Source organism: Luteibacter sp. UNCMF331Sha3.1 (assembly GCF_900109915.1).
Classification (GTDB): domain Bacteria; phylum Pseudomonadota; class Gammaproteobacteria; order Xanthomonadales; family Rhodanobacteraceae; genus Luteibacter.
In genome coordinates, this window is sequence record NZ_FOBU01000001.1 from 1,138,318 (window position 1) to 1,164,064 (window position 25,747).

28 protein-coding genes and 1 other RNA gene are annotated in these 25,747 nt (G+C 67.4%); 20 read left to right on the forward strand and 9 right to left on the reverse strand.

Features of this window, described 5'->3' with window-relative positions:
* Positions 1–66: 66 nt before the first annotated feature.
* Positions 67–1,389, forward strand: a complete 1,323-nt coding sequence (gene pepQ, locus BMX32_RS05000) for a Xaa-Pro dipeptidase (RefSeq protein ID WP_089975209.1) — start codon at positions 67–69, stop codon at positions 1,387–1,389.
* 78 nt (positions 1,390–1,467) lie between these two features.
* Here the strand turns inward: pepQ and BMX32_RS05005 are convergent, their stop codons facing one another.
* The 3 genes from BMX32_RS05005 to BMX32_RS05015 form a co-directional block, all read right to left on the reverse strand.
* Complete coding sequence (locus BMX32_RS05005; RefSeq protein ID WP_089975211.1) at positions 1,468–2,538, reverse strand: acyltransferase family protein; 1,071 nt, start codon at positions 2,536–2,538, stop codon at positions 1,468–1,470.
* 98 nt (positions 2,539–2,636) lie between these two features.
* On the reverse strand, positions 2,637–3,929 hold the full coding sequence (locus BMX32_RS05010) for an aminopeptidase P N-terminal domain-containing protein (RefSeq protein WP_089975214.1): 1,293 nt from the start codon (positions 3,927–3,929) through the stop codon (positions 2,637–2,639).
* A complete protein-coding gene (locus BMX32_RS05015) occupies positions 3,926–4,495 on the reverse strand; it encodes a UPF0149 family protein (RefSeq protein WP_089975217.1) in 570 nt (189 codons plus the stop codon). The genes BMX32_RS05010 and BMX32_RS05015 overlap by 4 nt, the downstream gene beginning before the upstream one ends.
* 114 nt (positions 4,496–4,609) lie before the next feature.
* On the opposite strand from BMX32_RS05015, the gene BMX32_RS05020 reads away from it, so the two are divergent.
* The 11 genes from BMX32_RS05020 to BMX32_RS05070 all read left to right on the forward strand — a co-directional run bounded on the left by BMX32_RS05020 (position 4,610) and on the right by BMX32_RS05070 (position 14,176).
* Positions 4,610–4,834: a TIGR02449 family protein gene (locus BMX32_RS05020; RefSeq protein ID WP_036116258.1), complete on the forward strand. Its 225-nt coding sequence runs from the start codon at positions 4,610–4,612 to the stop codon at positions 4,832–4,834.
* Positions 4,835–4,842: 8 nt separating this feature from the next.
* Complete coding sequence (locus BMX32_RS05025) at positions 4,843–5,151, forward strand: cell division protein ZapA (protein ID WP_089975219.1); 309 nt, start codon at positions 4,843–4,845, stop codon at positions 5,149–5,151.
* Between the two features lie 8 nt (positions 5,152–5,159).
* Positions 5,160–5,342: non-coding RNA, 6S RNA (gene ssrS / locus BMX32_RS05030), on the forward strand.
* A 107-nt stretch (positions 5,343–5,449) separates the two neighbouring features.
* Positions 5,450–6,061: a 5-formyltetrahydrofolate cyclo-ligase gene (locus tag BMX32_RS05035; RefSeq protein ID WP_089975222.1), complete on the forward strand. Its 612-nt coding sequence runs from the start codon at positions 5,450–5,452 to the stop codon at positions 6,059–6,061.
* The gene (locus BMX32_RS05040; RefSeq protein ID WP_089975224.1) at positions 6,058–6,516 is read left to right on the forward strand and encodes an EVE domain-containing protein; all 459 of its coding nucleotides are present in this window, start codon (positions 6,058–6,060) and stop codon (positions 6,514–6,516) included. The genes BMX32_RS05035 and BMX32_RS05040 overlap by 4 nt, the downstream gene beginning before the upstream one ends.
* Positions 6,513–7,163: a ribose-5-phosphate isomerase RpiA gene (gene rpiA / locus BMX32_RS05045; protein ID WP_089975227.1), complete on the forward strand. Its 651-nt coding sequence runs from the start codon at positions 6,513–6,515 to the stop codon at positions 7,161–7,163. Before BMX32_RS05040 ends, rpiA begins: the two co-directional genes overlap by 4 nt.
* A gap of 35 nt (positions 7,164–7,198) precedes the next feature.
* Positions 7,199–8,647 (forward strand): DNA recombination protein RmuC, encoded by a 1,449-nt coding sequence (gene rmuC, locus BMX32_RS05050; RefSeq protein WP_089975229.1) that lies wholly within the window; start codon positions 7,199–7,201, stop codon positions 8,645–8,647.
* Between the two features lie 134 nt (positions 8,648–8,781).
* Positions 8,782–9,378: a GTP cyclohydrolase I FolE gene (gene folE / locus BMX32_RS05055; protein ID WP_089975231.1), complete on the forward strand. Its 597-nt coding sequence runs from the start codon at positions 8,782–8,784 to the stop codon at positions 9,376–9,378.
* Between the two features lie 2 nt (positions 9,379–9,380).
* Positions 9,381–10,691, forward strand: a complete 1,311-nt coding sequence (locus tag BMX32_RS05060; protein WP_089975233.1) for a hypothetical protein — start codon at positions 9,381–9,383, stop codon at positions 10,689–10,691.
* Positions 10,684–11,391, forward strand: coding sequence for a hypothetical protein (locus BMX32_RS05065; RefSeq protein WP_089975236.1), 708 nt, complete (start codon positions 10,684–10,686; stop codon positions 11,389–11,391). The genes BMX32_RS05060 and BMX32_RS05065 overlap by 8 nt, the downstream gene beginning before the upstream one ends.
* Entirely contained in the window at positions 11,384–14,176 is a 2,793-nt protein-coding gene (locus BMX32_RS05070; RefSeq protein WP_089975238.1) for an AAA family ATPase, read from the forward strand. The genes BMX32_RS05065 and BMX32_RS05070 overlap by 8 nt, the downstream gene beginning before the upstream one ends.
* A gap of 237 nt (positions 14,177–14,413) precedes the next feature.
* Here the strand turns inward: BMX32_RS05070 and BMX32_RS05075 are convergent, their stop codons facing one another.
* Together BMX32_RS05075 and cysK are read right to left on the reverse strand one after the other, a co-directional pair.
* The gene (locus tag BMX32_RS05075) at positions 14,414–14,794 is read right to left on the reverse strand and encodes a hypothetical protein (RefSeq protein ID WP_089975240.1); all 381 of its coding nucleotides are present in this window, start codon (positions 14,792–14,794) and stop codon (positions 14,414–14,416) included.
* A gap of 203 nt (positions 14,795–14,997) precedes the next feature.
* Positions 14,998–15,954: a cysteine synthase A gene (cysK, locus tag BMX32_RS05080; RefSeq protein ID WP_089975243.1), complete on the reverse strand. Its 957-nt coding sequence runs from the start codon at positions 15,952–15,954 to the stop codon at positions 14,998–15,000.
* Positions 15,955–16,049: 95 nt separating this feature from the next.
* Here cysK and BMX32_RS05085 point away from each other — a divergent pair, with 95 nt between their 5' ends.
* From BMX32_RS05085 to BMX32_RS05100, 4 genes are all read left to right on the forward strand, one after another.
* Entirely contained in the window at positions 16,050–16,391 is a 342-nt protein-coding gene (locus BMX32_RS05085; RefSeq protein WP_089975246.1) for an EF-hand domain-containing protein, read from the forward strand.
* 44 nt (positions 16,392–16,435) lie between these two features.
* Entirely contained in the window at positions 16,436–17,617 is a 1,182-nt protein-coding gene (locus BMX32_RS05090) for a cation:proton antiporter (RefSeq protein WP_089975249.1), read from the forward strand.
* 18 nt (positions 17,618–17,635) lie between these two features.
* Positions 17,636–18,889 carry a TCR/Tet family MFS transporter gene (locus BMX32_RS05095; RefSeq protein WP_089975252.1) on the forward strand — a complete coding sequence of 418 codons (1,254 nt, stop codon included), beginning with the start codon at positions 17,636–17,638 and terminating at the stop codon, positions 18,887–18,889.
* A gap of 61 nt (positions 18,890–18,950) precedes the next feature.
* Entirely contained in the window at positions 18,951–20,315 is a 1,365-nt protein-coding gene (locus tag BMX32_RS05100; RefSeq protein ID WP_139206673.1) for a GGDEF domain-containing protein, read from the forward strand.
* A 90-nt stretch (positions 20,316–20,405) separates the two neighbouring features.
* On the opposite strand, the gene BMX32_RS05105 is transcribed toward BMX32_RS05100, so the two are convergent.
* Together BMX32_RS05105 and BMX32_RS05110 are read right to left on the reverse strand one after the other, a co-directional pair.
* On the reverse strand, positions 20,406–21,110 hold the full coding sequence (locus BMX32_RS05105) for a VIT1/CCC1 transporter family protein (protein ID WP_089975259.1): 705 nt from the start codon (positions 21,108–21,110) through the stop codon (positions 20,406–20,408).
* Positions 21,107–21,709: an FUSC family protein gene (locus BMX32_RS05110; protein WP_089975262.1), complete on the reverse strand. Its 603-nt coding sequence runs from the start codon at positions 21,707–21,709 to the stop codon at positions 21,107–21,109. Before BMX32_RS05110 ends, BMX32_RS05105 begins: the two co-directional genes overlap by 4 nt.
* A 101-nt stretch (positions 21,710–21,810) precedes the next feature.
* Here BMX32_RS05110 and BMX32_RS05115 point away from each other — a divergent pair, with 101 nt between their 5' ends.
* A complete protein-coding gene (locus tag BMX32_RS05115) occupies positions 21,811–22,317 on the forward strand; it encodes a DUF1993 domain-containing protein (protein WP_089975265.1) in 507 nt (168 codons plus the stop codon).
* 125 nt (positions 22,318–22,442) lie between these two features.
* Here BMX32_RS05115 and BMX32_RS05120 read toward each other — a convergent pair whose 3' ends face one another.
* Positions 22,443–23,204, reverse strand: coding sequence for an ABC transporter permease (locus BMX32_RS05120; protein WP_089975269.1), 762 nt, complete (start codon positions 23,202–23,204; stop codon positions 22,443–22,445).
* A complete protein-coding gene (locus BMX32_RS05125; protein WP_089975272.1) occupies positions 23,201–24,157 on the reverse strand; it encodes an ABC transporter ATP-binding protein in 957 nt (318 codons plus the stop codon). The genes BMX32_RS05120 and BMX32_RS05125 overlap by 4 nt, the downstream gene beginning before the upstream one ends.
* A gap of 126 nt (positions 24,158–24,283) precedes the next feature.
* On the opposite strand from BMX32_RS05125, the gene BMX32_RS05130 reads away from it, so the two are divergent.
* The 3 genes from BMX32_RS05130 to BMX32_RS05140 all read left to right on the forward strand — a co-directional run bounded on the left by BMX32_RS05130 (position 24,284) and on the right by BMX32_RS05140 (position 25,727).
* Positions 24,284–24,775, forward strand: a complete 492-nt coding sequence (locus tag BMX32_RS05130) for a DUF1993 domain-containing protein (protein ID WP_089975274.1) — start codon at positions 24,284–24,286, stop codon at positions 24,773–24,775.
* Positions 24,772–25,356, forward strand: coding sequence for a DNA-3-methyladenine glycosylase I (locus BMX32_RS05135; protein ID WP_089975277.1), 585 nt, complete (start codon positions 24,772–24,774; stop codon positions 25,354–25,356). The genes BMX32_RS05130 and BMX32_RS05135 overlap by 4 nt, the downstream gene beginning before the upstream one ends.
* Positions 25,357–25,445: 89 nt before the next feature.
* Entirely contained in the window at positions 25,446–25,727 is a 282-nt protein-coding gene (locus BMX32_RS05140; RefSeq protein ID WP_089975280.1) for a DUF2188 domain-containing protein, read from the forward strand.
* Positions 25,728–25,747: the final 20 nt, after the last annotated feature.

Here is a 25,747-nt window from a genome sequence, read left to right on the forward strand (position 1 = left end):
GGGGTTGGCTCCGGACGCCCACAGGCGCACCATTGGCGTTTGCCCCACGTCCCCCGGAGTCTCCCCATGAACGACGCGCTGGCCGCGCTCTATCCCCAGCACCTCGCCACCCTGCGAGAGCGCACCGACACCGCCCTTGCACGTGGCGGTTTCGATCACCTCGTGGTGCCGGCCGGACGCCCGATCACGAAGTTCCTCGACGACCAGGATTACCCGTTCGTCACCAACCCGCATTTCAGGCACTGGCTGCCCCTGACCGACGCGCCGGGCAGCTGGCTCGTGTACACGCCCGGCGAGAAGCCGAAGCTGGTGTTCCTGCAGCCGCGCGACTACTGGCACGTGGTGCCGGAAGCGCCGACCGGCTACTGGGTCGATCAGTTCGACATCGTCGTCGTCCGCAAGCCGGCCGATGCGATCGCCGAACTGCCGGCCACGCTGTCACGCTGCGCCATCATCGGCGACCAGTACTGCAACCTGCAGGACGTCTGCGCGAACAATCCGCCGGCCGTGGTCGATCACCTGCACTACCACCGCGCGTACAAGACGCCGTACGAACTGGAGCTGATGCGCGAAGCCAGTCGTCGCGGCACGCGCGGCCACCGCGCCGCCGAACGCGCGTTCCGTGACGGGGAAAGCGAACTCGGCATCCATCTCGCCTACCTCACCGCCGTCGGCCAGATCGACGCCGAGCTTCCGTACGCGAGCATCGTGGGTCTCAACGAACACGGCGCGGTGCTGCACTACACCAACTTCGATCGCAGCGCGCCGGCGGAAAGCCGCTCGTTCCTGATCGACGCCGGCGCCAGCGCATCGGGCTACGCGAGCGACATCACGCGTACGTACGCCGGCAGCAAGGCCGGCGAATTCCAGGCGCTGATCGATTCCGTCGACGCGGCCGAGCGCTCGTTCGTCGCGAAGGTCCGTGCTGGCCAGAGTTACCCCGACCTGCACGTGCATGCGCACCACGCGCTCGCGGGCGTCCTGCGCGAGCATGGCTTCATCCGCATGAGCCCGGAAAGCGCGGTCGAATCGGGGGTGTCCTCGGCATTCTTCCCGCACGGCCTCGGCCACGGCATCGGCCTGCAGGTGCACGACGTTGGCGGTTTCCAGGCATCGGAAACGGGCGGCACCATCGCGCGACCGGAAGGCCACCCATACCTTCGCCTCACCCGACAGCTCGAAGCCGGCATGGTGGTCACGATCGAGCCAGGCATCTACTTCATCGACATGCTGCTCGCCGAGCTCAGGAACAAGCCGTTCTCGAACGACATCGACTGGGTGAAGGTCGACGCATTCCGCAAGTACGGAGGCATCCGCATCGAAGACGACGTGGTCTGCACCACGGGCGAGCCGGAAAACCTGACGCGCGATGCGTTCGCGCTGCTCTGACACGACGCGATCTGATTCGTTGCTCATCATGTGGGAGCGCGCTAGCGCGCGCAAGCGCGCTCCCACACGATCCTGTCCCTACACCTTCAGATAGATACCGCGGCGATCCATCCACCGCACCACCAGCCACCACACCGCGACGAACGCGACACCCCAGGCCGCCGACGGCACGTACGGCCCGAACAGCGGCGTCATCCACGACGCGAACGCCACGCGATAGAGCCACGGCGCGATGCCGAGCGCGATCAACACGTAGACCATCAACCCGGATCCCGCATACGCCGCGATGGCGTTGACGCCGAACGCACGCCCCGGCAGACGCCAGCCGCGGCGATCGGCGAGCAGATGAACGACGAGCAGCAACGCGAACGACCAGCCGCCGGTCCACAACACGTAACTCGGCGTCCAGAGGTTCTTGTTGAACGGCCAGATCCACTGCGTCACGGCACCGGCCACCAGGCATCCGATGGCGGCGACCAACAACGCGCGCACATTACCCGCGCGCAACCATGCGCCCGCGCGCATGCCCAGCAACGTCGTCGCCAGCGCGGGAAACGTGGCGAGCAAACCTTCCGGATCGTGGCCACGCCCCGTCGCCGGATCGATCGCATAGACGAACGGCCCGAAGACCACCGAGTCGACGCGGCTCACCCCGTTCGTCCACGGCTCCATGCCAGCCAACGAGAGCACCAGGCCGTACCCGACGAGCAGCGCCACGAACAGCACGTCGCGCATGCGCGGCCGCGCATACACCGCGAGCAGCGCCGCCGCCGCGAAACACACACCGATACGCTGAAGTACGCCCGGCAAGCGAAGATGCGCATCGGGAATGGCCAGCCACGCCACGACGTTGAGCAGCAGGCCCAGACCGACGATGCGCGCCGCCCGACCAAGCGCGGCCCGACGAAGAGGCGCCTTCGCCGCACCGGCTTCGACACGAGGCACGATCGCCAGCGCGATCGAGACGCCCACGATGAAGAGAAACAAGGGAAACACGAGATCCGTCGGCGTACAGCCGTTCCACGCCGCATGTTCCAGCGGCCACCACACATGGCCCCAGTCGCCAGGATCGTTCACGAGCAACATGGCCGCGACCGTGACGCCACGAAGGACGTCGACCGATGCGTAGCGTCGGGAGGGTTCAGTCATCGAAGTCCTGGGAGCGGTGCCGGATCAGACCCGATCATACGTTGCTGGCTGGCAAGTGATCGCCCATACGATCGGCGCTTCGCCGTGCCGGCTGCGTGTCACCACTCGAGCGCGTCGGGCGCTTTCGGTACCGCGGCCGTCATGACCTCGGGGGCGTTCTTCGTCACCGCCACGTCGTCTTCGATGCGGATGCCGATGCCGCGCCAGCGTTCGTCGACGCGCTTGTCGTTCGGGGGGACGTAGATGCCGGGCTCGACCGTGACCACCATGCCCTCTTCGAGCACGCGTGGCTCGCCGTCGATGCGGTAGTCGCCGACGTCGTGCACGTCGAGACCGAGCCAGTGGCCGGTCTTGCTGGGGAAGTAGGTCTTGTAGCTCCCCTCGGCGATCACGCGGTCGGCGCCGCCGCGCAGGATGCCGACGGCGCAGAGGCCTTCGGCGATGACGCGTACCGCGGCGTCGTGCGCGTCGCCGAACGAGCGGCCCGGACGAACGGCGTCGATGGCGGCGAGCTGGGCCTCGTGCACGATCTCGTAGAGGGCCCGCTGTTCTTGCGTGAAACGGCCGCCCACCGGGAACGTGCGGGTGATGTCGGACGCGTAACAGTCGACTTCGGCGCCGGCGTCGACGAGGAGCAGGTCACCCTCTTTCAGCGTGGCGCGGTTGGCCTGGTAATGCATGACGCAGGCATTGGCGCCTCCGGCGACGGTCGGCGGGAACGCGGGGACGGCACCGCGACCGCGGATCGTGCGGAGGATTTCGCCTTCGACCTCGTACTCGGCGACGCCGGGACGCGCGACGGCCATGGCGGCGAGGTGCGCTGCGCCGGCGACCTCGGCCGAACGTCGCATCAGTGCGAGCTCGTCCTTCGATTTGAAGAGACGCAGGTCGTGCAGCAGGTGGCCCAGCGCCACGAGATCCTTCGGTACCACGCCGCCGCCCCGCGCGGTGCGCAGGCGGCGCATCCAGGCGAGCAGGCGGGCATCGAAGTCGGGCTCCTGCCCGAAATGGCAGTACACCCGCGCCCTGCCCTCGATCATCCCGGGCAGGATGTCGTCGATATCGTCGATGGGAAACGCGTCGTCGAGGCGCAGCTCGCGCGCGGCGCGGTCGGTGCCCATGCGCTCGCCATCCCAGCGCTCGCGATCGGCGTCGCGTTCCCGGCAGAACAGCACGGTTTCGCCGTGCGCCCGGCCGGGAAGCAGGGCGAGCACCGCCTCTGGCTCTCCGAAGCCCGTGAGGTAGTGGAAATCGGAATCCTGCCGGTACGGCCACGGGGCGTCGGCATTGCGCATGCGTTCGGGCGCGGCGGCGAGGATCAGCGCCGCGTCGTCGCCGGCCATGCGCATCAGTTCCCGGCGACGCCGGGCGAACTCCGCCGCGGCGATCAATGCAGGGTGTCGGTGGCCGGCCTCGTCGCGCGGCTGAGCTCGGCATGCAGCATCATGGCCCCGGCGCGCACGAATTCTTCGAGCTCGGTCAGGCTCTCGTCGTTCACGTCGTCGTCGGCGTCGAACTCGAACTCGGTGCCGGCGATGGAGGCCATGTCGCGCAGGACCTCCTTCGCGTCGTCGCTCATGCCCTGGTTGCGTTCGACCGAACCGCCCAGCCCGAGACCGCCCAGGAAACCGTGGATCCACTCCACGAGGCCCTCGGCCCGCTCGGGAATCGGCGCCTCGTCGTCGGGCAGCCACGGCGAGAAGGTCATCTCGGGATCGGCCAGCCACTCGTCGGTCTGGTGACGAAGACGGGCGAGCATGCCCTGCTCGTCGGCGGTGGGTGCCGGATCCGGCTCGAGCGCCAGGGCGTCGAGTACCGAGCCGCCGTGGGGGAAACGGCCGCCGGCGGCGAGGTAACCCACGAGCGAGCCATGGAATTCGCTCACCGTCACGGAAAGCTTGCAGCGCCCGATCAGCTCGGCGATGTCTTCGGGGTCGACGGTCTGGTTGGCCGACATGGCGCGTACTCCTCAAGGCTCGATGCACGAGTTTAATGCAGCCGCCTTCACGCCGCAGGTGCCATCGCTTCACGGGATGCCGACAGGGCCGGACGTCCTGTTATAGTCCCGCCCATGACGAACCCGGATGCCTTCAAGACCGAACTGGAAGCCCTGAGCGCCACGCTCGACCGGCTCGTCGATACCGTGCGCCGGCTGACCGAGGAGAACCGGAGCCTGCGCCACAGCCAGGAACAGCTGGCCAACGAACGCGCGGGACTCATGGCACGCAACGAACAGGCGCGTAGCCGCGTCGAAGCGATGATCCAGCGCCTGAAAGCGCTCGAGAACACGGGCTGATCCGTCCTATGAATGCCACCGCCAGCGAACCGGTATCCCTGCGACTGCTCGACCGCGAGTTCCACATCGCGTGCGCGCCCGAGGAACGCCCCGGCCTGATCGCCGCCGCCCAGTTCCTGGACGGCAAGATGCGCGAACTGAAATCCAACGCGAAGGTGCCCGGGTTCGACCGGATCGCCGTCCTGGCGGCCGTCAGCATCGCGCACGAGCTGCTTTCCCTGCGGAAGGAGCACGACTCGCAGGAACAGGTGCTGACCGACGGACTGGCCTCCCTGCGCAGAAAGCTTGATGGTCTGCTCGACGCATCGGTAAAATAGTCGTCAGGCGTTCCCTGCGGTGTTCGCCAGCGCACTTTACATTTGCCTTGTTCCTACATACGACCCCGGGTCGGCTTTTCGTGACTGTTGTGCATGTCCGCCTCGTACGGAAAGCCTTGATGTCGCGTAGCCCTCCCACCTGATCCTTTGGATCAAGGTCGTTTGGTGCGCAGCGGCATCGCGGAGAACGCCTCCCATTCCAGCCGACCGGCCCCGCGGGCCGGTCAGCGTCCCATCCGCGGCACCGGATGTGGCGGCTCGACGGCGACCTTGCCTGTGCCGTTCCGTTGAACGACCCATGTCAAAGCTTCCCGAGAGACGTGAACTGCGAGCCGACCTCGTGCAGCGACGGCGCCAGCTGAAGCCGGCCGAGCGCGTCGCGGCCGCCCAGGGCCTCCGGCAATCGCTGGAGCAGCTCCCCGAATTCCTCACCGACACGCACATCGCCGGCTATTGGGCCACGGGCGGCGAGCTGCCGCTGAACATGGCCATCGCGCCCCTCGCCGCGCGCGGCCAGACCTTCTACCTGCCCATCGTCACGAAATCGGGCGGCAAGCGTCGGCTCACCTTCGCGCCGTGGACCACGGGCGAGGACGTCGACACGAACGATCTCGGCATTCCGGAGCCGAAGGCCTCCGAGCGCATCGTCGAGGCCGACCGCCTCGATCTCGTGCTGGTGCCGCTGCTCGGCTTCGATCGCCGTGGCAACCGCCTCGGCTTCGGCGGAGGCTACTACGACCGCAGCTTCGAATTCCTTCGTGGCAAGGACCGCCCGACGCAGCCGCTGCTGGTCGGCGTCGGCTACGCCTTCCAGGAGCTGGATGCGATCGAGACGGCCGAATGGGACATCTCGCTCGATTACGTCGCCACGGACAAGGAACTGATCGACTGCACGGGTGGCGCCGCATGAAGTACTGGCTGATGAAATCCGAGCCGGACGCCTTCTCGATCGACGACCTGAAGCGCAAGGGCGTGGAAGCCTGGGACGGCGTGCGCAATTACCAGGCGCGCAACTTCATGCGCGACGGCATGAAGGTCGGCGACAGGATCTTCTTCTACCACTCGAACACCGACGTTCCCGGCATCGTCGGGATCGCGTCGGTCGCGTCTCCCGCGTACCCGGACGAAAGCCAGTTCAACCCGAAATCGAAATACTTCGACCCGAAGAGCAAGCGCGAGGAACCGCGCTGGATGCTCGTCGACGTCAAGTTCGAACGCAAACTCGCGCGCACCATCTCGCTCGAAGAGCTGAAGGGCCGCGACGAGCTCGCCGACATGCCCCTGGTGCAGAAAGGCAGCCGCCTTTCCGTGATGCCCGTGGCCAAGAGCGACTGGGATTTCATCCTCAAGCTGGAAAAAGCATGAGCCAGGACAACGAGAAGCGCCTCGCCGCCGAAACCGCCGCGTTCCGGTACGTGTCGGACATCAAGGACGGCATCATCGGCGTGGGTACCGGTTCGACGGTGAATTTCTTCATCGACGAGCTCTCGCAGTACCGCGACCGGATCAAGGCGGCCGTGTCCAGCTCCGAAGCCTCCAGCGCGCGCCTGCGCAAGCTGGGCATCGACGTCGTCGACCTCAACGCGGTTGGCCAGCTCGACCTCTACGTCGATGGCGCCGACGAATGCGATCCGCACAAGCGCCTGATCAAGGGCGGCGGCGCGGCACTCACGCGCGAAAAGATCGTCGCGGCGGCATCCCGGAAATTCGTCTGCATCATCGATGCGAGCAAGCAGGTCGACGTGCTGGGCAAGTTCCCGCTGCCGATCGAAGTGATCCCGATGGCGCGCAGCCTCGTCGCCCGCGAGATCGTCGCGCTCGGCGGCCAGCCCGTCTGGCGCGACGGCGTGGTCACCGACAACGGCAACTGGATCATCGACGTCCACAACTGGCGCATCACCGACCCGGTGGAACTGGAAGCCCGGCTCGACCAGATCGTCGGCGTGGTCACCGTCGGCCTGTTCGCGAAGCGCCCGGCCGACGTCGTGATCGTCGGCAATCGCGAGATCTGAGAGCAGGGACCTCAGGGGCTGTATCCTCTGACCCCATGACGCTCGAAACCCTCCTCCTCGTCGCGCTGCTGATCGTCGGCATCGCGTGTCTCCTGTTGCTCTTCGTCCTCCTCGCCCGGGGGCGCAGCGGCGACGACAGCGCCCGATTCGACGCCCTGCGCGACGACAGCCGCCGGCTCGAAACCCTGATCCGCGAAGAGCAGCGCGCCGGCCGTGGCGAACTCGGCGAAAGTTTCGGCCAGTTCCGGGGCCACGTGCAGGAGCAGCTCACGGCCGCCGCCGAGCGCCAGCACGAACGCATCGAAGGCTTCGGCAAGCGTCTCGACCAGCTCACCGAGCGCACGGACATCGGCCTGCAATCGCTGCGCCACGGCCTGGCCGACGATTCCCGCAAGACGCGCGAAGAATCGGCCCTCACGCTGAAGCATTTCGGCGAAGGCATCGACCAGCGTTTCGCCGCGCTCACCGCCGAGAACGAGAAACGCCTCGGCGAAGTCCGCGCCACGCTGGAGACGCGCCTCGGCGCCATCCAGCAGGACAACGCGGCGAAGCTGGAGCAGATGCGCGCCACCGTCGACGAAAAGCTGCAGGCCACGCTGGAGACCCGCCTCGGCCAGTCGTTCCAGCTGGTGTCCGAGCGCCTCGAGGCGGTTCAGCGCGGCCTCGGCGAAATGCAGGCGCTGGCCGCCGGCGTGGGCGACCTGAAGCGCGTTCTGACCAACGTGAAGACGCGCGGCACCTTCGGCGAGGTGCAACTGGGCGCGCTGCTGGAACAGATCCTCGTGGCCGAGCAGTACGCCGCCAACGTCGCCACCATCCCGGCGTCGAGCGAGCGCGTGGAGTTCGCGATCCGCCTGCCGGGCGCCGACGACGGCACGCCGGTCTGGCTGCCGATCGACGCGAAGTACCCCGTGGAGGACTACCAGCGCCTGCTCGACGCCCAGGATGCCGCCGACGTCGATGCGGCCCATGCCGCCGGCAAGGCGCTGGAACTGCGCGTTCGCGAGGAAGCCAAGCGCATCCGCACCAAGTACGTCGCGCCGCCGCACACCACCGATTTCGCGATCCTCTTCCTGCCCACCGAAGGCCTCTACGCCGAGGTGATCCGCCGCCCGGGGCTCTCCGAGCAGCTCCAGCGCGAGCATCGCGTGACCGTGGCCGGCCCGACCACCCTCACCGCCCTGCTGAACAGCCTGCAGATGGGCTTCCGCACGCTCGCCATCGAAAAGCGCTCGTCCGAGGTCTGGCACGTGCTGGCCGCGGTGAAGAATGAATTCGGCAAGTTCGCCACGGTGCTGGAAAAGACCCGCAAGCAGCTCGACACTGTCCGCAACAGCATCGACACCGCGGGGGTCCGCACGCGCGCCATCGAACGCAAGCTGCGCGGCGTGGAATCGCTCGGGTCGGACGAGAGCCAGACCCTGCTCGACATCGTGCCGGGGCTGGACGATACGGATCCGGCGGTCGACCAGGCCGAGGACTGAGCCGGTCGTCCGGTGGGAGCCAGCCTGCTGGCGATGGGTGCTCGCCGCAAGCACCCATCGCCAGCAGGCTGGCTCCCACCGGAGCGCTCGGCGCAATACAATCACCGTTTGCATTGCCCCAGGAAACCACTTCGATGAGCGACGACGCCAAGTCCCGCCCGGTCAGCCGCGAACAGGCCGAAGAGGCCGTGCGCACGCTGCTGCTCTGGTCCGGTGAAGACCCGAAGCGCGAAGGCCTCCTCGACACCCCCAAGCGTGTCGTCAAGGCGTATTCGGACTGGTTCAGGGGTTACGACGAAGATCCGGCCGAATACCTGCGCCGCACGTTCGAGGAAGTCGCCGGCTACGACGAGATGATCGTGCTCCGCGACATCGAGTTCGAAAGCCATTGCGAACACCACATGGCGCCGATCATCGGCCGCGCGCACGTGGGCTACGTGCCGAAGGACCGCGTCGTCGGCATCAGCAAGCTCGCCCGCGTGGTCGACGGCTTCGCCCGTCGCTTCCAGGTGCAGGAAAAGCTCACCGCGCAGATCGCGCACTGCATCGAGGACACGCTGCGCCCCCGTGGTGTCGGCGTGGTGATCGACGCTAGCCACGAATGCATGACCACACGCGGCGTGCACAAGCGCGGCGTGTCGATGGTCACGAGCCAGATGCTCGGCAGTTTCCGCGAAGATCCGCGCACACGGAGCGAGTTCCTCCGCTTCGTCGGCGTCGACCGTCGCTGACCTTGTCCGGCCCGACCGACACCACCGTCCACGACGAACGCCTGCAGGATCTCTTCCGCGACGGCATCGTCGCCGAGGACATCCCCTCCGTCTTCCCGCTGCTGCGTGGACGCGGACTGCTACGCGCGTTCTCCGCGCTGTTCCACGGCAGCGAGGCGCAGGTTCTGCTGCGCCTGCTCGTGCTGCGCACGCTGGGCGGCCGCCCGCATGCCACCGAGTGGACCCCGCAGGAAATCCGCGATCACCTCGCCTTCGTCGACGCGGTGAAACTCGAAACCGTGGTCCAGCGCCTCAGGGATCACGACATCCTGGTCTACGACGGCGAGACCATGCGCTATCGCGTCGGCCCGCCCGGGCGCAAGGCGCTCGCCGCGCTCGCGACGATGCTCGAGTTCGAGAACGACGACGATGACGGCCTCGGCTATCTCACCGCGCAGCTCGCCGCGGGCCAGGCCGTCGGCCGCGTGTCCGTGGACGAACTCGGCCACCTCCTCTCGCGCCTGACGGAGCTGAAGGAAGACTTCGACCGCGCCGTGCTCTCGGGCTCCGAGCATCGCATCCGCCGGGCCGCCGAGCGGCTCGACGCGGTGTGGACCTGGGTCGAGAAAGGGACCGATGTCGTCGCCGGCATCACCGAGAAGGACGACCTCGATCCCACCGCGCATCGACTCGCGCAGGCCGTGGGCCGTGCGCAGAGCGCGCTGCTTCGCCAGGCCGGTATCTTCCAGCGCGAACTCAACAAGATCGATCAGCATCGCGTGCACCTCGGGCGCACGGGCCTGTCGTCGTCGGACCTCGTCGGCTGGCTGCGTGCGCAGGACATCGACGCGCTGGCGGCCTTTGAAGACGGTCAGCTCCTGCTGCCGCTGCCCGCGCCTTTCATCCACGACCAGATCGCGCTGGACGTCGCTGAGTTCGAACTGCTCGAACGCGAGCGCCTCGCGGCCGAGAGCACCGCACTTCCCGGCGCGGAAGAACCGCCGGACACCGCCGACCTGCCGATGGACGACGAAGACCTGCGCTTCCTCGAAGACTGGCACGCGGAACTGGCCGCGATCGGCGAACCACGCGAACTCGAGGCGACGCTGGTCGGCGACGACTACGCGCTTTCCGCCTACCGGCTGTCGCTGCTCGGATTGCTCGGCGATCCCGAGTCCGCGGCCCTCGAAGGCGGCACCGCCGATCTTGCGCGACTTCCCCTCGCGCTGGAGATCGAGCCCCGCCTGATCGACACCGATCTGCCCCAGATCGCCATGGTGAGCGCCGGCCGACTACGGCCGCGCGACGCCGCGAAGGACCCTTCCGATGCATGACGACACCGCCACCCTCGTCACCCGCCTGCTCGCGCAGCGCTGGCTGCCGCGCACCGACACGCAGGCGCGCAAGGCGTTGCTGGACGAAACCTTCCGCGAAGACCTCGACCGCCGGCTCGAGGCCGTCGGTCTCGAGCTGCGCGAACATCCCTACGCCGCGTACATCGGCCTCGCCGTGGCGCGCAAGAGCGAGCGCGCCGTCTTCGGCGGCAGCGACAGCTGGATATCCAACACGCTGCAGCTGGATCGCGATGGCGTCGCGCTTCTCGTCGTCATCTGGGCGCTGATCGTGCTGCCCAAGCGGCAGCGACAGGTCGAGCGCCAGGACGCCGCGAGCGCCGCGTCGCAGGGCCAGATGTTCGCCGAAGAGAAACCCATTCCGCACGACCCGACGGTGTCGCCGGTGATCGCCGAGCGCACCCTGCTCGCCGACTTCGGCGACAAGCTCGGCGGCAAGACGCGCGTGGGCTTCAACCTCGGCACGCTGAACCGCCTCGGTTTCATCGTCCGCCGCAAGGGTGAAGTCGCCGAAGGTCCGCTGCTCGACCTCGCGTTCGACTACGAGCGCACCGCGCGCCGCATCCTCGACGGCGCGCTCGGCGACCTGCTCGCCGAAGCCGCCGCGCGACCCGCGCAACCCCTGCCCGACGAACCGGACGACGAGCCGACCGACGAGATCGAGGAACCGACCGATGTTTGATTTCCGCAGCCTCGAAGTCGTGCACTGGGACTACTGGCAGCGTTTCAGCCTTCCGCTCGACACCAACATCGTCACCGTCGTGGGGCCCAACGGCTCCGGCAAGACCACGCTGCTCGACGCGCTGCGCACGTTGCTCACGATCGACTGCGCCGGCAACCGTGACTACAAGAGCTACCTGCGCCACAACGGCAAGCCGTTCGCATGGCTGCGCGCCCGCGTCGGCAACGTACCGGGACCCAGCGGCGAGCGTCCGTTCTTTCCGCTGATGGACCGCGAGGTCACTCTGGCGTGCCGCATCCAGAAGAAGGGCGGCGAGTGGACGCGGCAGTACGCCGTGGTGGGCGGCGACGTCAGCGTCGAGGACATCGAAGCACGAGGCGACTTCCTCGGCCTGCGCGAATACCGCGTGCGGCTCGAAGGCGCCGGCCTTTCGCAGGCGATCCGTCGCGTGCTCACGCTCGAACAGGGCGCCACGGACAAACTCTGCCAGATGCCGCCCAAGGCGCTGCTCGATCTGGTGTTCGACGTCTTCGGCGACAAGGCCGTGCTCGACGATTACCAACGGGCACGCAACGATCAGATGGAGGCCGACCGCGAACAGCACGGCCTCGAACACCAGCTCTCGCTCATCGGCGTGAGCCTGCAGGAAGCCGAAGCCCGTGCGCGCTCGTACCAGGAATGGAACGCGCTGAAGACCGAGCGCGTCGACCTCGTCGCCGACGTGCTGCCGCGCACCGAACTCGCCGATCTGGGTGCCGCCATTCGCGGCACGCGCCCGCAACTCACGGGCCTGAAGCGCCGCGTCGTCGAACTCGAACGCCGCGACGCCGAGATCGCCCGCCAGCTGGGGGATCTCGATGCCGGCGGTGAGAGCCTGCGTGCCGAGCAGCACGAAGCCGATCTGGCGCGACAGCAGACGCAGAAGAGCCTGGACGCCGCGCGCGCCGAGCTCGCGCAGAACGATCTGCTGATCAAGCAGGAGACGCGCCTGCGCGAGATGGTCGCGGCGCAGGGTGGCGCGGATCACGAACGCCTTGCCGACGTCGCGCGCGACGCCCGCGCGCGTGCCAACCAGCTGCAGGCCGAAGAAACCCGTCTTCGCCAGGATCTCGCGACGCTGACGAACCAGCTGTCCGCCTGGCGCAGCGGCCGGCGTTACACGCCGGATTTCGAAGCGTCGTTCCGTCGCGCGCTCGACGAGGCCGGCATCCGGCACAGCATGCTCAGCGAGATCGTCGAGATCGACGAACCGCGCTGGCAGCCGGCCGTCGAAGCCATCCTCGCCGGGTATCGCCACGTCGTGCTCCTCGACGATCCGCGCGACCGCGAGAAAGCGTGGAGCCTCGGCGAAGCGCTCCGCTACAAGCACTTCGTCGTCGCGGACCGCGCGCCGGCGGAGAAGGCCACACGTGGCTCGCTGCTCGAGGTCGTGTCGTTCTCGGCGGCGCCGCCCGACTGGCTGTTGCGCAACCTCGACCGGATCCGCCGTGTCGAGGATGTCGCCGATGGCGCGAAGGTCGGACGCGACCAGGACTGGATCACGCCGCAGGGCTATTTCCGCGAACGTCGCGGCGGCCGCCACCTCGGTGTCGACGACATGTACTTCGGCGCGGGCGCGCGCGAGCGCCAGCTGCGCGACGGCGAGTCGAAGCTACGTGACATCGAAGCCCGCCTTCGCGACATCGCCACCGAACGGAAGGACATCCTCGCGAAGGCGGGCGATGCCGAAGCCGTGCTGCGCGGCGCGAGCGCCAGCAGCCAGCTCGCCGATCGCGCCGACGAATTCGCCGAGGCACGCGAGCAGCAGGTTCGCCTGCGTGAAGACGTGCAACGCACGGCCGACAGCCATGTCGCGGCCGAAGCGCATTACGAAGCGGTGCGCGAGAAGCGCCTGCGCACCTCGAACCTGCGCGACAACGCGGCGCGCGAGCAGCGCGACGTGCAGCGGCAGCTCGCCGACGCGGTCCGCCAGCATCACCAGCTGCGCGGCGAGCAGGCCGACCGCCTGCGTGCCTTCCGCGCCAAGCGGGTGCACGTGCCGCTCGCCCTGCGCAGTCGCGCGGCGATGACGGCGCTGCGCGAGCGCTACGAGTCGCCCGCCGCCGTGCGTCGCGAAATCGATCGCGTGGAACGACGGCTCGACGAAGGCCATTGGGAGCAGGACACCAGCGTGCTCGCGCTGCGTGAAAAGCTCTGGTCCGACCATGAGGGCCTGAAGCAGGATCTCGACAAGCGCCGCGTGCATCTGGAACGCGCATCGCGCATCACTCACGAAGCGCGCGGCGCCTATATCCAGGTGCTGCGCAACACCGTGCGTCGTTATGCCAAGAACCTGAAGGTACTTGCCGAACTCGCCGGCATCGGTGTCGACGTCGACCTGCCCGAACTCAGCAACGACGACCTGGCGCTCGCGTCGGCCGCGTTGCACGTGCGCTTCGAGTTCGACAAGAAGGGCTGGATCGGCATGGACGATGGCGAGGCGTCCGGTGGCCAGCAGGTGATGAAGTCCCTGCTCCTCCTGGTCGCGCTGATGCGCGACGAGGATCGACCCGGCGGCTTCGTCTTCATCGACGAGCCGTTCGCGCATCTCGACATCTTCAACATCGACAAGGTCGGCGCGTTCCTGAAGAGCACGCGCGCCCAGTACATCCTGACCACGCCGGCAACGCACAACGTCAACGTGTTCCAGCCGTCGGAACTGACGCTGGTGACGAGCAAGCGTCGCCCCGGCGCCGTGTGGGCACAGCCGCTGGCGGTCCTGCGACGCAGGGCGACGGCGGCTTAGGCGTCAGCGGCGAACTTCGCGCCTCGATGGAAGCCTGAGACTGGTCTGGGAGCCTTGAGGCCTATGTGGGTAGTCCGGATACCTGTCTGGGCCCGATAGTTCTGTGGGAGCGCGCTTGCGCGCGATGGGGTGCTTGCCGCGAGTACCCCATCGCGCGCAAGCGCGCTCCCACAGGTGCTTTCACAGGCGTTCCTGTAGCTGCTTCGTGTCTACGCACGTCCGCCTTGGCCGCTTCGATCAGTACAGCCCCGTCTCGCCCGGCACCGGGTTGTCCTCACCGGATCCATCCAGCGCGTCGCCGCTGCTGTTGGTCGGCCGCTGGCGCGTCGGATCGTGTTCGTCGTGCTCGTCGATGGCCTGCGCGCGACGGCGCGCGAGCAGCACGGCGGTGACGGCGGCACCGATGCCGATACCGACGGCGAGGCTCAACACCGGATGGCGACGGACACCCCGCCCGGCGCCCACGAATGCGTCCGATGCCATCAGGCCGGCCCGGCCGGCGTACTCGCGCGCGGCACCGAAGGCCTCGCGCGGATGATGACCGGTGGCGGCGCCCGCGATGCGGTGCGCGCGACCCAGCAGCTCTTCGCTCACGCTCTTGCTACGGAAGAATGTCATGGCAGTTGGTCTCCTGATGTTCGAGAAGACCAACGTGCCGCTTGTGGCGTGACGAAAGCGCAGCGCGTATGTGGGGCGCGCATGATGGCGACGTTCCATAAGGGCCGCGACCGCCCTTCGCGAAAGCCATCGGGGCCAATCGTTTCCGGCGAAACGCTTTCCCGGTCAGATGCGCTCCGGCAAAGGCCGTGCGGCGCATGGCGTCATGGCAGCGTATCGAGCCATGCCTCGTCCGTCCCCTCTTCCACGCCCTCGAAAAGGAACGTCGACAGGTAACGTTCGCCGGTATCCGGCAACATCGCCAGGATCACGCTGTCCTTCACCGCATCTTTCGCGAACGCCAGCGCGGCCGCCACGGTGGCGCCAGCCGATACGCCGACGAAGAGGCCCTCTTCCTGGGCGAGTCGACGCGCGGTGTCGCGCGCCAGCACCTCGTCGATGGCGATGTTTTCGTCGAAGATCTCGCGATTGAGGACATCGGGCACGAAGTCCGGCGTCCAGCCCTGGATCTTGTGCGGCGACCACGGCTTTCCCGACAGCAACGGCGCGGCCGCCGGCTCCGACACGACGATCTTCACGTCGGGACGCGCGAGCTTCAGCATCTCGCCCACACCCGTCAGCGTGCCACCGGTGCCCCAGCCGGTCACGAAGGCGTCGAGGCGACGTCCCGCGAAGTCCTGCATGATCTCGGCGGCCGTCGTGTTGCGGTGGTAGGCGGGATTGGCCGCGTTCTGGAACTGCCGGGGAAGGAACCAGCCGTGCTTCGCGGCCAGCGCTTCGGCCTTTCTCACCATGCCGCTACCGCGCTCGGCGGCTGGCGTGAGGATCACCTTCGCGCCATACGCGCGCATCAGCTTGCGGCGCTCGACGGAAAAGCTGTCCGCCATGGTGGCGACGAATTTGTACCCCTTCGCGGCGCACACCATCGCCAGCGCCACGCCGGTATTGCCGGAGGTGGCCTCGACGACGGTGTCGCCGGGCTTCAGCAGCCCCTTCTGCTCGGCGTCAAGGATCACCGCGATGGCGAGGCGGTCCTTGACCGATCCGCCCGGATTGAACGACTCGACCTTCGCATAGAGCGTGACATGCGCGGGGGCGATACGGTGCAGGCGCACGATGGGCGTGCGGCCGATCGTGTCGAGGATGCTGTCGAAGATCATGGCGAGGGTCCCGTCGCGGAGGGTAAGGACCTCAAATCTACTCCCGCCGCGGGCGGGGCGACAAACCCCCTCCGGATGACGCAGACTGCCGGCCCATGACCCGCCTGCCGCTCGCCCTCGCCACCGTGCTCCTCTCGTCCGTCGTCGCGGCCCAGGACTATCCCCGGACCCCGGCGGAATACCTGCGCTGGATGGACACGAACGGCGACGGCCGCATCGACGAGACCGAATACGTGCGCTACATGAGCCAGGGCTTCCTGCGCATGGACGTCAATGGCGACGGCGTGCTCGATGCCGACGATGGCCCGATGCGTCCCGGTACGAGGCCGACGCGCCTCGACCAGTTCCAGCGGAACCTCATCCAGCAGTTCCACAAGCTGGACCGCAACCACGATGGCGTGCTGAACGCGAAAGAGCTGGCACAGCCCCCTATGTAACCTCGTGAATTCGGGTAACCTCTGCCGACCCTGGGGAGGCATGGATGAATACGACCGAATTGTTCCTGATCGCGATGACGATCATTCTGGGTGTGCCGTACCTCATCTGGCGCCTCTTCCGAACCGATTACTGGGCGCCGCTCGTCGTGGTGCAGATCATCACCGGTATCGTGCTCGGACCGGGCGTACTGGGAAGGATATTTCCCGACTACTACGCCACGGTCTTCGCCCCGCCGGTGATCGGTGCGCTCAACGGTATCGCCTGGTGGGCGGTGATGGTCTTCGTCTGGATCGCCGGCATCGAACTCGATCTTCGCGAAGTGTGGCGCCAGCGTCGCGAGTGCGGCACGACCGCCGCCCTCGCGCTCGGCGCGCCGCTGGCGACCGGGTGCCTCGCGGCCCTCGCCATGCTGGCGTGGCGTGACGGCTGGATCGGCGAGACGGCGACGACCTGGCAATTCGTGCTCGGCATCGGCATGGCGTGCGCGGTGACCGCGCTGCCGATCCTCATCCTGCTTATGGAGAAGCTCGGCATCCTGCGCGAGCCGCTCGGGCAGCGCGTGCTGCGCTACGCCAGCCTGGACGATCTCGCGATCTGGGCCGTGCTTGCCGTCATCCTGCTCGACTGGCAACGCGTGGGACATCAGGTCGCCTTCCTCGCGGCATTCGCGGTCGCCGCGTCCGCCATCCGCTGGCTGATGGCGAAGATTCCCGAGCGCGATCGCTACCCCGTCGGCCTGATCTGGCTGGCCGCCTGCGGCTATGGCGCCGACTGGTGCGGCCTGCACTTCATGGTCGGCGCGTTCCTCGCCGGCGCCGTGATGGAGCGCGACTGGTTCACGCTCGACAGGCTCGACGAACTCCGCCACAACGTGCTGCTGGTGATCATGCCGATCTATTTCCTGTCGACCGGCCTGCGCACGAACTGGCAGGTCGGCGGCACCGCCGTGTTCATCGCGGCGGCGCTCCTGCTCGTCGCCTCGATCGCGGGCAAGCTGGCCGGCGTCGGCATCGCCGGCAAGCTGCTCGGCTGGGCGCGCGGCGACGCGCTGACGATCGGCTGGCTCCTCCAGACCAAGGCGCTGATCATGATCATCTTCGTCAACGTGCTGCTCGACCGTCACATCATCACGAGCGAAACGTTCACCGCGCTGCTGCTGATGGCCGTGGTCAGCACCATGCTGACGGTGCCGATCGTGAAGCCGAGGCTGAAGCGGCTCGCATAGGCCATCGACCGGAACACCATGGAACACGCCACGCATACGCCCGTCCGTCGCGCCGCCGTCGTCTTCGTCTTCGTCACGGTGCTGATCGACATCCTGGCGTTCGGCATCATCATTCCGGTGCTGCCGCACCTCATCGAGCAGATGACCGGCGGTACCGTGTCGAACGCCGCCTGGTGGGTCGGGGTGTTCGGCACCGTGTTCGCCACCATCCAGTTCGTGTTCTCCCCGATCCAGGGCGCGCTGTCCGATCGCTTCGGTCGCCGCCCGGTCATCCTGCTGTCGAACCTCGGCCTCGGGCTCGACTTCGTGTTCATGGCGCTCGCGCCTTCGCTGACGCTGCTGTTCGTGGGCCGGATCATCTCGGGCATGACGGCGGCCAGCTTCACCACCGCCAATGCGTACATCGCCGACGTCACGCCGCCGGAGAAACGCTCGGCTGCCTTCGGCCTGCTCGGGGGCGCCTTCGGTATCGGTTTCATCATCGGTCCGGCGCTCGGTGGATTCCTCGGGGGCATCGACCTGCGCCTGCCGTTCTGGGTAGCCGCCGGACTCGCGTTGACGAACTTCCTCTATGGCTTCTTCATCCTGCCCGAGTCGCTCCCGGCGGAACATCGCGCGGCCCGGTTCGAACTGCGTTCGGCCAATCCGCTGGGCGCGTTGAAGCTCCTTCGCCGGAACCGCACGGTGTTCGGCCTCTCGGTCGTGATGTTCCTCTTCTACCTCGCGCATTACGTGCTGCAGACGGTATTCGTCCTCTATGCGGACTATCGCTACGGATGGGGACCGCAGGCCGTGGGCTACGTGCTCGCGCTGGTCGGGGCCTGCGACGGCTCGGTGCAGGCGTTCCTGACCGGCCGCCTCACCGCCCGGTTCGGCGAACGCCGCATCCTGCTCGCGGGGCTGGTCTTCGGCACCGCCGCGTTCGCGACGATGGGCTTCGCGTCGGTCGGCTGGGTCTTCCTGATCGGCATCCCGCTGATGTCGCTCTGGGGCCTGGCCGGTCCGCCGATCCAGTCGATCATGACCCGGCACGTCGCGCCCGACGAACAGGGGCGCCTGCAGGGTGGCGTGACCAGCCTCGGCAGTTTCGCGGGCATCTTCGGCCCTTACCTGTTCGCGCAGATCTTCGCGTTCTGGATTTCGCCGGACCGCGTGTGGCACGTGGCGGGCATGCCATTCCTGCTCGCGGCGGTGCTCGTGGGCATCGGGATCGTGGTCGCGGCCCGGGCCACCCGGCCCGGACCGAAACCCGCGCTCGCGGGGGAAACCTGAGCTAAATCGCAAGCTTCATCGTATGATGTGACGGAATCGACACTTACGCGACGGTCGGGACGTGCGTTTGGACAACCAGCTCTGGGAAAGCAAGTATCACGAAGCCGTGGAGCGGTTGACCCGTGAGGAAGCGCAATGGCGCACCGCGGAGTCCCTGCTGCGTCAGCTCGTGGGTTGCCTCGGTCGGGTCGCGCATGGCGCGCACGACCAGGTCGACCCGCACATCGAGCGTCTGTCCGACGCATTGATCGCGCCCGTCGAGCCGATCGCCCTCGAACCCCTCGTCAACGAACTCGCACTGGCCATCAACGGCCTCGGCGAACGTCCGCGCGGCGTGCGGGAAGAACGCTCGGTCTCGATCACCCGGCCCCAGCGCACCGAGCACGGTTCGTCCGTACAGTCCGCGCTGAGCCGCCTCGTTGACCGCATCGTGGTGATGCCGCGCCTCACGGACCGCGCCAACAGCCTGCGCCACGACGTCGCCGACGCCGGCGACCTCGTCGCCCTGGCCGCGTGCGGCGACCGCCTCGCCGACCTCGTCAACGAACAGCGCCTCGGCCTGCAGCGCGAGATCGACGCGCTGCAGGGCGTGCTCCGCCACGTCACGGGCCGTCTCGACGAGATGAGCCAGTACATGTCGCGCGAACTCGCCGACCAGTCCACGGGCGAAGCGAATGGTCAGGCGCTGGATGCGTCGGTCACGCACGAGATGCGCCTGCTCGGCGAAGCCGCGCTGGAAATCGACGACGTGCACGAACTGCGCGAGCGCGTGAACCTCAGCCTCGAAACGATCGCGCATTGCTTCCGTGACTTCCGCGATCGCGAAGGCTCGCGCCTCACCGCGTACCGCGACCGCGCCGAGAAGATGCGCCAACGCATCGAGCAGCTCGAAACCGAGCGCAGCACGCTGCAACGCTCGCTCGAGCGCGAGCACGAACTGGCGCAGACCGACACCATGATCGGCATGCCCAATCGCCTTGCGTACGAGAAACGCATCGAAGCCGCCTTCGAAAGCTGGCAGACCACGGCACGCCCGCTGAGCGTCGCCGCGATCGACATCGATCACTTCAAGAGCATCAACGACACCTACGGCCATACCGCCGGCGATGCCGTGTTGCGCATCATCGGGCAGGCGCTGCTCAAGCACGTGCGCCCCTGCGATTTCGTCGCGCGTTACGGCGGCGAGGAATTCATCGTGGTGTTCGACGGAGCCGACGAGAACGAATCGCTGCAGGTGTGCGAGCGCCTTCGCGGCAAGATCCAGCACCTCGCGTTCCATGCGAGCCGTCAGCCGGTGCGCGTCACCGCCTCCATCGGTCTCGCGCAATTCCAGCCCGGCGACACGCCGCAATCCGTCTTCGACCGCGCCGACCTCGCGCTTTACACGGCGAAGAACGGCGGCCGCAATCGCTGCGTGGTGGGCTGATACCCGAGCCGGTGGTGGGAGCCAGCCTGCTGGCGAAGGCTCCTTTCCGCGAGCACCCTTCGCCAGCAGGCTGGCTCCCACCAGAATCGCTCAGGCGGCGATGTTGAACACGTGACCCACGGCCGACGTCAGCGCCATCGCCAGCGCGCCCCAGAAGAGCACGCGAGCGATGCCGCGCAGGATGTTGCCGCCGCCCATGCCGACCGACACGGCGCCCAACAGGGCGAGCGCGAGCAACGACACGCCAATGGTGATCGGTACGACCCGATCCCGCGACGAGAACGACGCGGCAAGGATCGGCAGGATCGCGCCGCACGCGAAACTCAACGCCGACGCGGCGGCCGCCTGAAGGGGGCGTGCCGAGGTGGTGACCGACAGCCCGAGTTCGTCGCGCGCATGGGCTTCGAGCGCATCGTGCGCCATCAGCTGTTCGGCGACGGTGTGAGCGAGGTCGCGATCGAGGCCGCGATGCACGTAGATTTCGGTCAGTTCCTTCAGCTCGCCTGCCGGATCGTCGCGCAGCTCCCGCGACTCCATCGCGAGCTCCGCCGCCTCGCTGTCGGCCTGCGAGCTGACGGAGACGTATTCGCCCGTCGCCATCGACATCGCGCCGGCCACCAGTCCCGCGACGCCCGCGATCAGGATGTCGCCGCGGCCGGCCTGCGCGGCAGAGGCGACGCCGACCATCAGGCTGGCCGTGGAGAGAATGCCGTCGTTGGCACCGAGCACGGCTGCGCGCAGCCAGCCGATGCGGTCGAGGCGATGCCGTTCGCGATGACGGACACGCGCGATCATGTGGCGCCCTCCTCATCCTTGCGCTCCACGCGCTCCTCCATCCGCGACACCAGCCAGCCGACCACCAGCGCGCACAGCGTGCCGAGCACGACCTCGCCCAGCCGGTAGAGCGGGATCTCCCAGCTTGGCCCCACGGCCGGCACGAGCAGCACGATGGCGGTGGTGATGCCGGCGATGCGCGCCGCCTGCCCCACGTTCGCCGCCCAGCAGACGATCGTGACCCCGGCGAGTGCGATGGCGAACGTGAGCACGTCGGCGCTCCGGCCGAGCCAGAGCCCGAGGAACCCGGCGATACCGCCGAGCACGGTGCCGATACAGCGGTCGCGACCGGCACCGCGCGAGTCGAGGTAATGGGGCTGGGTGACGGCGAGTGCACTGATGGCCGCCCAGAACGCCTGCTCGGTATGCAGCGCATGACCGATGGCGAAGGCCAGGCTCGCGCCGAGCGCGCCCTTGAACGCGAGAAAGGCGCCGGTGCGCAGACGCTTGCCCATCGGCAGTTCGCGGAACAACCGGTCCAGCGCCTGCTGCGCCCGATGCAGACGCACGGCGTGAAGCGCGGCCCGGGTTCGGGAATGGGGTGCGTCGGGTGGGCTCATGCCGCCATCCTAACCGCTGCCGTCGACGCCCTGCCAATCACCCCGCACAATACGCCGCCACGGCCAGTCCGGCCGTCTTTCCCAAAGAAGAGCTTTGCCCCATGTCGATTTCCATGTACCAGACCTGCGTGCCCGTTCTCGTCCGCGCGCTGACCAACATGTCGGCCGTCCTCGCGAAGGGCGCCGCACACGCCGCGGATCGCAAGATCGCGCCCGAGGTCCTGCTCAACACGCGCATCACCCCCGACATGTTCCCGCTGATCCGTCAGGTGCAGATCGCCACCGACATGGCCAAGGGCGCCGCGTTCCGTCTCGCCGGCCAGGAGCCGCCGAAGATGGGCGACAACGAGACCACCTTCGAGGAACTGCAGGCACGCATCGCCAGCGTCGTCGACATGCTGAAGTCGTTCAAGCCCGAGCAGATCGACGGCAGCGAGGATCGCGAGATCGTGCTCAAGCTGCGCAGCGGCGACATGCACTTCCGCGGTCAGGACTACCTGCTCGCGTTCGTGCTGCCGAACGTCTACTTCCACGCGTCGACGGCGTACGCGATTCTGCGTGGCGTGGGTGTGGTGCTGGGCAAGGCCGATTTTCTCGGCAAGCCGTAAGCGGCGTCGACGCGGCGGGGCGACGACCGATCGTTCCGCCGTGGATACCGGCGTGCGCCGGTATGACGGTGAGGGGGCGATGTCACCCCGTCGCACGCGCATGACGGTGAGACACGGTTGTCGCGTCAGGCCTTCAGCTTCCACCCGGTGCGGAAGATCCACGACACCACCGCGAGGCAGAGCACGAGGAAGCCCACCGTCGCGCCCACACTCACCACGATGTTCACGTCGGCCTTGCCGTAGAAGCTCCAGCGGAAGCCGTTGACCAGGTACACCACCGGATTGAACAGCGTGATCTTCTGCCATACCGGCGGCAGCATCGAGATCGAATAGAAGCTGCCACCCAGGAAGGTCAGCGGCGTGATCACCATCAGCGGCACGACCTGCAGTTTCTGGAAGTCGTCGGCCCACAGGCCGATGATGAAACCGAACAGGCTGAAGGTGACGGCGGTAAGCACGAGGAAGCCGAACATCCAGAACGGATGCAGGATCTCGTAGGACACGAACAGCCGCGACGTGGCGAGGATCAGCAGGCCGAGGATCACCGACTTGGTGGCCGCCGCGCCGACGTAGCCCAGCACTACTTCCACGTACGACACCGGTGCCGACAGCAGCTCGTAGATCGTGCCGGCCCACTTCGGCATGTAGATGCCGAACGAGGCGTTGGAGATGCTCTCGTTGAGCAGCGAGAGCATGATCAGGCCGGGGATGATGAACGCGCCGTAGCTCACGCCGCCGACCTCGCCCATGCGCGAGCCGATGGCCGCGCCGAAGACCACGAAGTACAGCGACGTCGACAGCACCGGCGATGCGATGCTCTGCATCAGCGTGCGGAAGGTGCGAGCCATTTCGAAGCGGTAGATGGCACGAACGCCATGGATGTTCATGCGCGTGCCCTCACGAGACTGACGAAAATGTCTTCCAGCGAGCTCTCGCTGGAATGCAGGTCCTTGAAGTCGATGCCCAGGCCGTTGAGCTTGCGCAGCAGCTCCGCGATGCCGGTGTCTTCGGACTGCGCGTCGAACGTGTACGTCAGGCAGCCGCCATCGGACGACAGTTCGAGCGGCCAGTGTTCGAGCCCCGCAGGCACGGCCTGCAGCGGTGTCTGCAACTGCAGCGACAGCTGCTTCTTGCCGAGCTTACGCATCAGCGTGTGCTTGTCTTCTACCAGCACGAGTTCGCCCTTCGTGATCACACCGATGCGATCGGCCATTTCCTCGGCCTCTTCGATGTAGTGCGTGGTGAGGATGATCGTGACGCCCGATTCGCGCAGGCGATGCACCATCTGCCACATGTCGTGGCGAAGTTCCACATCGACGCCGGCGGTGGGTTCGTCGAGGAAGAGCACACGCGGCTCGTGCGCCAGCGCCTTGGCGATGAGCACGCGGCGCTTCATGCCGCCCGAGAGCGTCATGATCTTCGCGTCGCGCTTTTCCCACAGCGATAGCTCGCGGAGGATCTTCTCGAGGTATGCCGGGTTCGGCGCCTTGCCGAACAGACCGCGGCTGAACTTCACGGTGGCCCAGACGCTTTCGAACGCGTCGGTCGACAGTTCCTGCGGCACGAGGCCGATCAGGCTGCGTGCCGCGCGGTAGTCCCGCGCGATGTCGTGGCCGTCGACGGTGACGCTGCCCTCGCTGCCGTTGACGATGCCGCAGACGATGCTGATCAGCGTCGTCTTGCCCGCACCGTTCGGGCCCAGCAGGGCGAAGATCTCGCCGCGACGGATGTCGAGGTCGACGCGCTTGAGCGCCTGGAAACCGGATTTATAGGTCTTGGACAATCCGCGCACGGCGACGATGGCGTCGGGGGCGGATACGGCTGCGTCGAGTGGCGGCATGGGAACCCGCGGGATCGGTAGGTAAGGCCATCGATGGTAGACCTGTCGACGACGGCCTGCACGTACCCGTTGTTTTTACCGCGCCGTGGCACCATGGTCCGCTCATCACCTCCCAGGGAAACGTTCATGTCGATCTCCACCTACGAGGCCTCCGCGCCCGTCTTCGTCCGCGGCTTCCGCGTCCTGGCCAACCTGCTCGACAAGGCGGAAGCCCACGGTGGCGCCGGACTGATCGAGGCGCGCCTCGCACCAGACATGCTGACCCTCGCCGGACAGATCCAGCGCGCGAGCGACACGGCGAAGTTCGCCATCGCGCGCGTGGCCGACGCCGAAGCGCCGTCGTTCGAGGACAACGAGACCACCTTCGAGGCGCTGCGCAGCCGCATCGAACGCACCGTCACCTGGATCGAATCCGTGGACCGCGCGGCGCTGGAAGCCGGTTCGACCCGCGAGTTCTCGCGTAAGGTCCGCGATACCGATTACACGTTCACCGGCGCCAGCTACCTGCTGACTTTCGCTATTCCCAACTTCTTCTTCCACGTGACCACCGCGTACGACATCCTCCGCCATGAGGGCGTCCCCATCGGCAAACTCGATTACCTCGGTCTGGCGACATGACCGATCCGCGGGTGCGCTGCCCCTGGGGCGAGGGCGATGCCCTGCTCGGGGCTTACCACGATACCGAGTGGGGCGTGCCCGAACGCGACAGCCGCAGGCTCTGGGAGAAGCTGATCCTCGACGGCTTCCAGGCAGGGCTGTCGTGGCGGACGATCCTCGCGCGTCGCGACGGCTTCCGTCGCGCGTTCGAGGGCTTCGTGCCCGAGATCGTCGCCGCGTATGGCGACGACGAGATGGCGCGCCTCATGGCGGACGAAGGCATCATCCGCTCGCGGGCGAAGATCGAGGCCACCGTGCGCAACGCCCGGGCCTTCCTCGCCATGCGGGAGGCTGGCGAGGACTTCGCGACGTTCGCCTGGTCGTTCGTGGAGGGTCGACCCCTGCTCTGGGACGGCCCGGTTCCGCCCAACAGCCCCCTGTCGGCCGAGCTATCCAAAGCGCTGAAGAAACGCGGATTCACCTTCGTCGGTCCAACCATCGTCTTTGCATGGATGGAGGCGACCGGCCTCATCAACAGCCACGTACCCGCCTGCTATCGGCGGGCGGAAATCGCCGGAAAAACCTTGCGGCACAACGATTAACGGGTTTTTTAGCCGAATCGGGGTAGGGTCGTACGACGGGCCGCGGTGGCGGCCCGCACCGTCGGCAGACCTTTCCAAGCGAGGGTTCCATGGCTTCCAGCTCCGCCCAACTGTTCATTCCGTACAGCGAATCGACACAGGGACCGTGGATCGTTCGCCGTGCGTCCATCCCTCTCGGCCGCTACGGCTCCCAGCACGACGCGATCGCCGCGGCCGAGGCCATGGCGCCGGGCCTCTCGGATAGTCTCGGCCGTCCTGTCGAGATCCATCTGCAGCAAGCCGATGGCACGTGGGAAGAACACACCTACGTCGTTGCAGGCCTTGTCGCCCGCGGCGACGCGCCCTCAAACGGGTTCAACCGCCACGCCTGAGCGTCATGGGGTGAGACCGC

What these genes read in the sequence shown, in the direction of transcription:
- pepQ (WP_089975209.1), top strand. Translation starts at nt 67, where the DNA reads ATGAACGACGCGCTGGCCGCGCTCTATCCCCAGCACCTCGCCACCCTG.
- BMX32_RS05005 (WP_089975211.1), bottom strand. Translation starts at nt 2,538, where the DNA reads ATGACTGAACCCTCCCGACGCTACGCATCGGTCGACGTCCTTCGTGGC.
- BMX32_RS05015 (WP_089975217.1), bottom strand. Translation starts at nt 4,495, where the DNA reads ATGTCGGCCAACCAGACCGTCGACCCCGAAGACATCGCCGAGCTGATC.
- BMX32_RS05020 (WP_036116258.1), top strand. Translation starts at nt 4,610, where the DNA reads ATGACGAACCCGGATGCCTTCAAGACCGAACTGGAAGCCCTGAGCGCC.
- BMX32_RS05025 (WP_089975219.1), top strand. Translation starts at nt 4,843, where the DNA reads ATGAATGCCACCGCCAGCGAACCGGTATCCCTGCGACTGCTCGACCGC.
- BMX32_RS05035 (WP_089975222.1), top strand. Translation starts at nt 5,450, where the DNA reads ATGTCAAAGCTTCCCGAGAGACGTGAACTGCGAGCCGACCTCGTGCAG.
- BMX32_RS05040 (WP_089975224.1), top strand. Translation starts at nt 6,058, where the DNA reads ATGAAGTACTGGCTGATGAAATCCGAGCCGGACGCCTTCTCGATCGAC.
- rpiA (WP_089975227.1), top strand. Translation starts at nt 6,513, where the DNA reads ATGAGCCAGGACAACGAGAAGCGCCTCGCCGCCGAAACCGCCGCGTTC.
- rmuC (WP_089975229.1), top strand. Translation starts at nt 7,199, where the DNA reads ATGACGCTCGAAACCCTCCTCCTCGTCGCGCTGCTGATCGTCGGCATC.
- folE (WP_089975231.1), top strand. Translation starts at nt 8,782, where the DNA reads ATGAGCGACGACGCCAAGTCCCGCCCGGTCAGCCGCGAACAGGCCGAA.
- BMX32_RS05065 (WP_089975236.1), top strand. Translation starts at nt 10,684, where the DNA reads ATGCATGACGACACCGCCACCCTCGTCACCCGCCTGCTCGCGCAGCGC.
- BMX32_RS05070 (WP_089975238.1), top strand. Translation starts at nt 11,384, where the DNA reads ATGTTTGATTTCCGCAGCCTCGAAGTCGTGCACTGGGACTACTGGCAG.
- BMX32_RS05075 (WP_089975240.1), bottom strand. Translation starts at nt 14,794, where the DNA reads ATGACATTCTTCCGTAGCAAGAGCGTGAGCGAAGAGCTGCTGGGTCGC.
- cysK (WP_089975243.1), bottom strand. Translation starts at nt 15,954, where the DNA reads ATGATCTTCGACAGCATCCTCGACACGATCGGCCGCACGCCCATCGTG.
- BMX32_RS05085 (WP_089975246.1), top strand. Translation starts at nt 16,050, where the DNA reads ATGACCCGCCTGCCGCTCGCCCTCGCCACCGTGCTCCTCTCGTCCGTC.
- BMX32_RS05090 (WP_089975249.1), top strand. Translation starts at nt 16,436, where the DNA reads ATGAATACGACCGAATTGTTCCTGATCGCGATGACGATCATTCTGGGT.
- BMX32_RS05095 (WP_089975252.1), top strand. Translation starts at nt 17,636, where the DNA reads ATGGAACACGCCACGCATACGCCCGTCCGTCGCGCCGCCGTCGTCTTC.
- BMX32_RS05105 (WP_089975259.1), bottom strand. Translation starts at nt 21,110, where the DNA reads ATGATCGCGCGTGTCCGTCATCGCGAACGGCATCGCCTCGACCGCATC.
- BMX32_RS05110 (WP_089975262.1), bottom strand. Translation starts at nt 21,709, where the DNA reads ATGAGCCCACCCGACGCACCCCATTCCCGAACCCGGGCCGCGCTTCAC.
- BMX32_RS05115 (WP_089975265.1), top strand. Translation starts at nt 21,811, where the DNA reads ATGTCGATTTCCATGTACCAGACCTGCGTGCCCGTTCTCGTCCGCGCG.
- BMX32_RS05120 (WP_089975269.1), bottom strand. Translation starts at nt 23,204, where the DNA reads ATGAACATCCATGGCGTTCGTGCCATCTACCGCTTCGAAATGGCTCGC.
- BMX32_RS05125 (WP_089975272.1), bottom strand. Translation starts at nt 24,157, where the DNA reads ATGCCGCCACTCGACGCAGCCGTATCCGCCCCCGACGCCATCGTCGCC.
- BMX32_RS05130 (WP_089975274.1), top strand. Translation starts at nt 24,284, where the DNA reads ATGTCGATCTCCACCTACGAGGCCTCCGCGCCCGTCTTCGTCCGCGGC.
- BMX32_RS05135 (WP_089975277.1), top strand. Translation starts at nt 24,772, where the DNA reads ATGACCGATCCGCGGGTGCGCTGCCCCTGGGGCGAGGGCGATGCCCTG.
- BMX32_RS05140 (WP_089975280.1), top strand. Translation starts at nt 25,446, where the DNA reads ATGGCTTCCAGCTCCGCCCAACTGTTCATTCCGTACAGCGAATCGACA.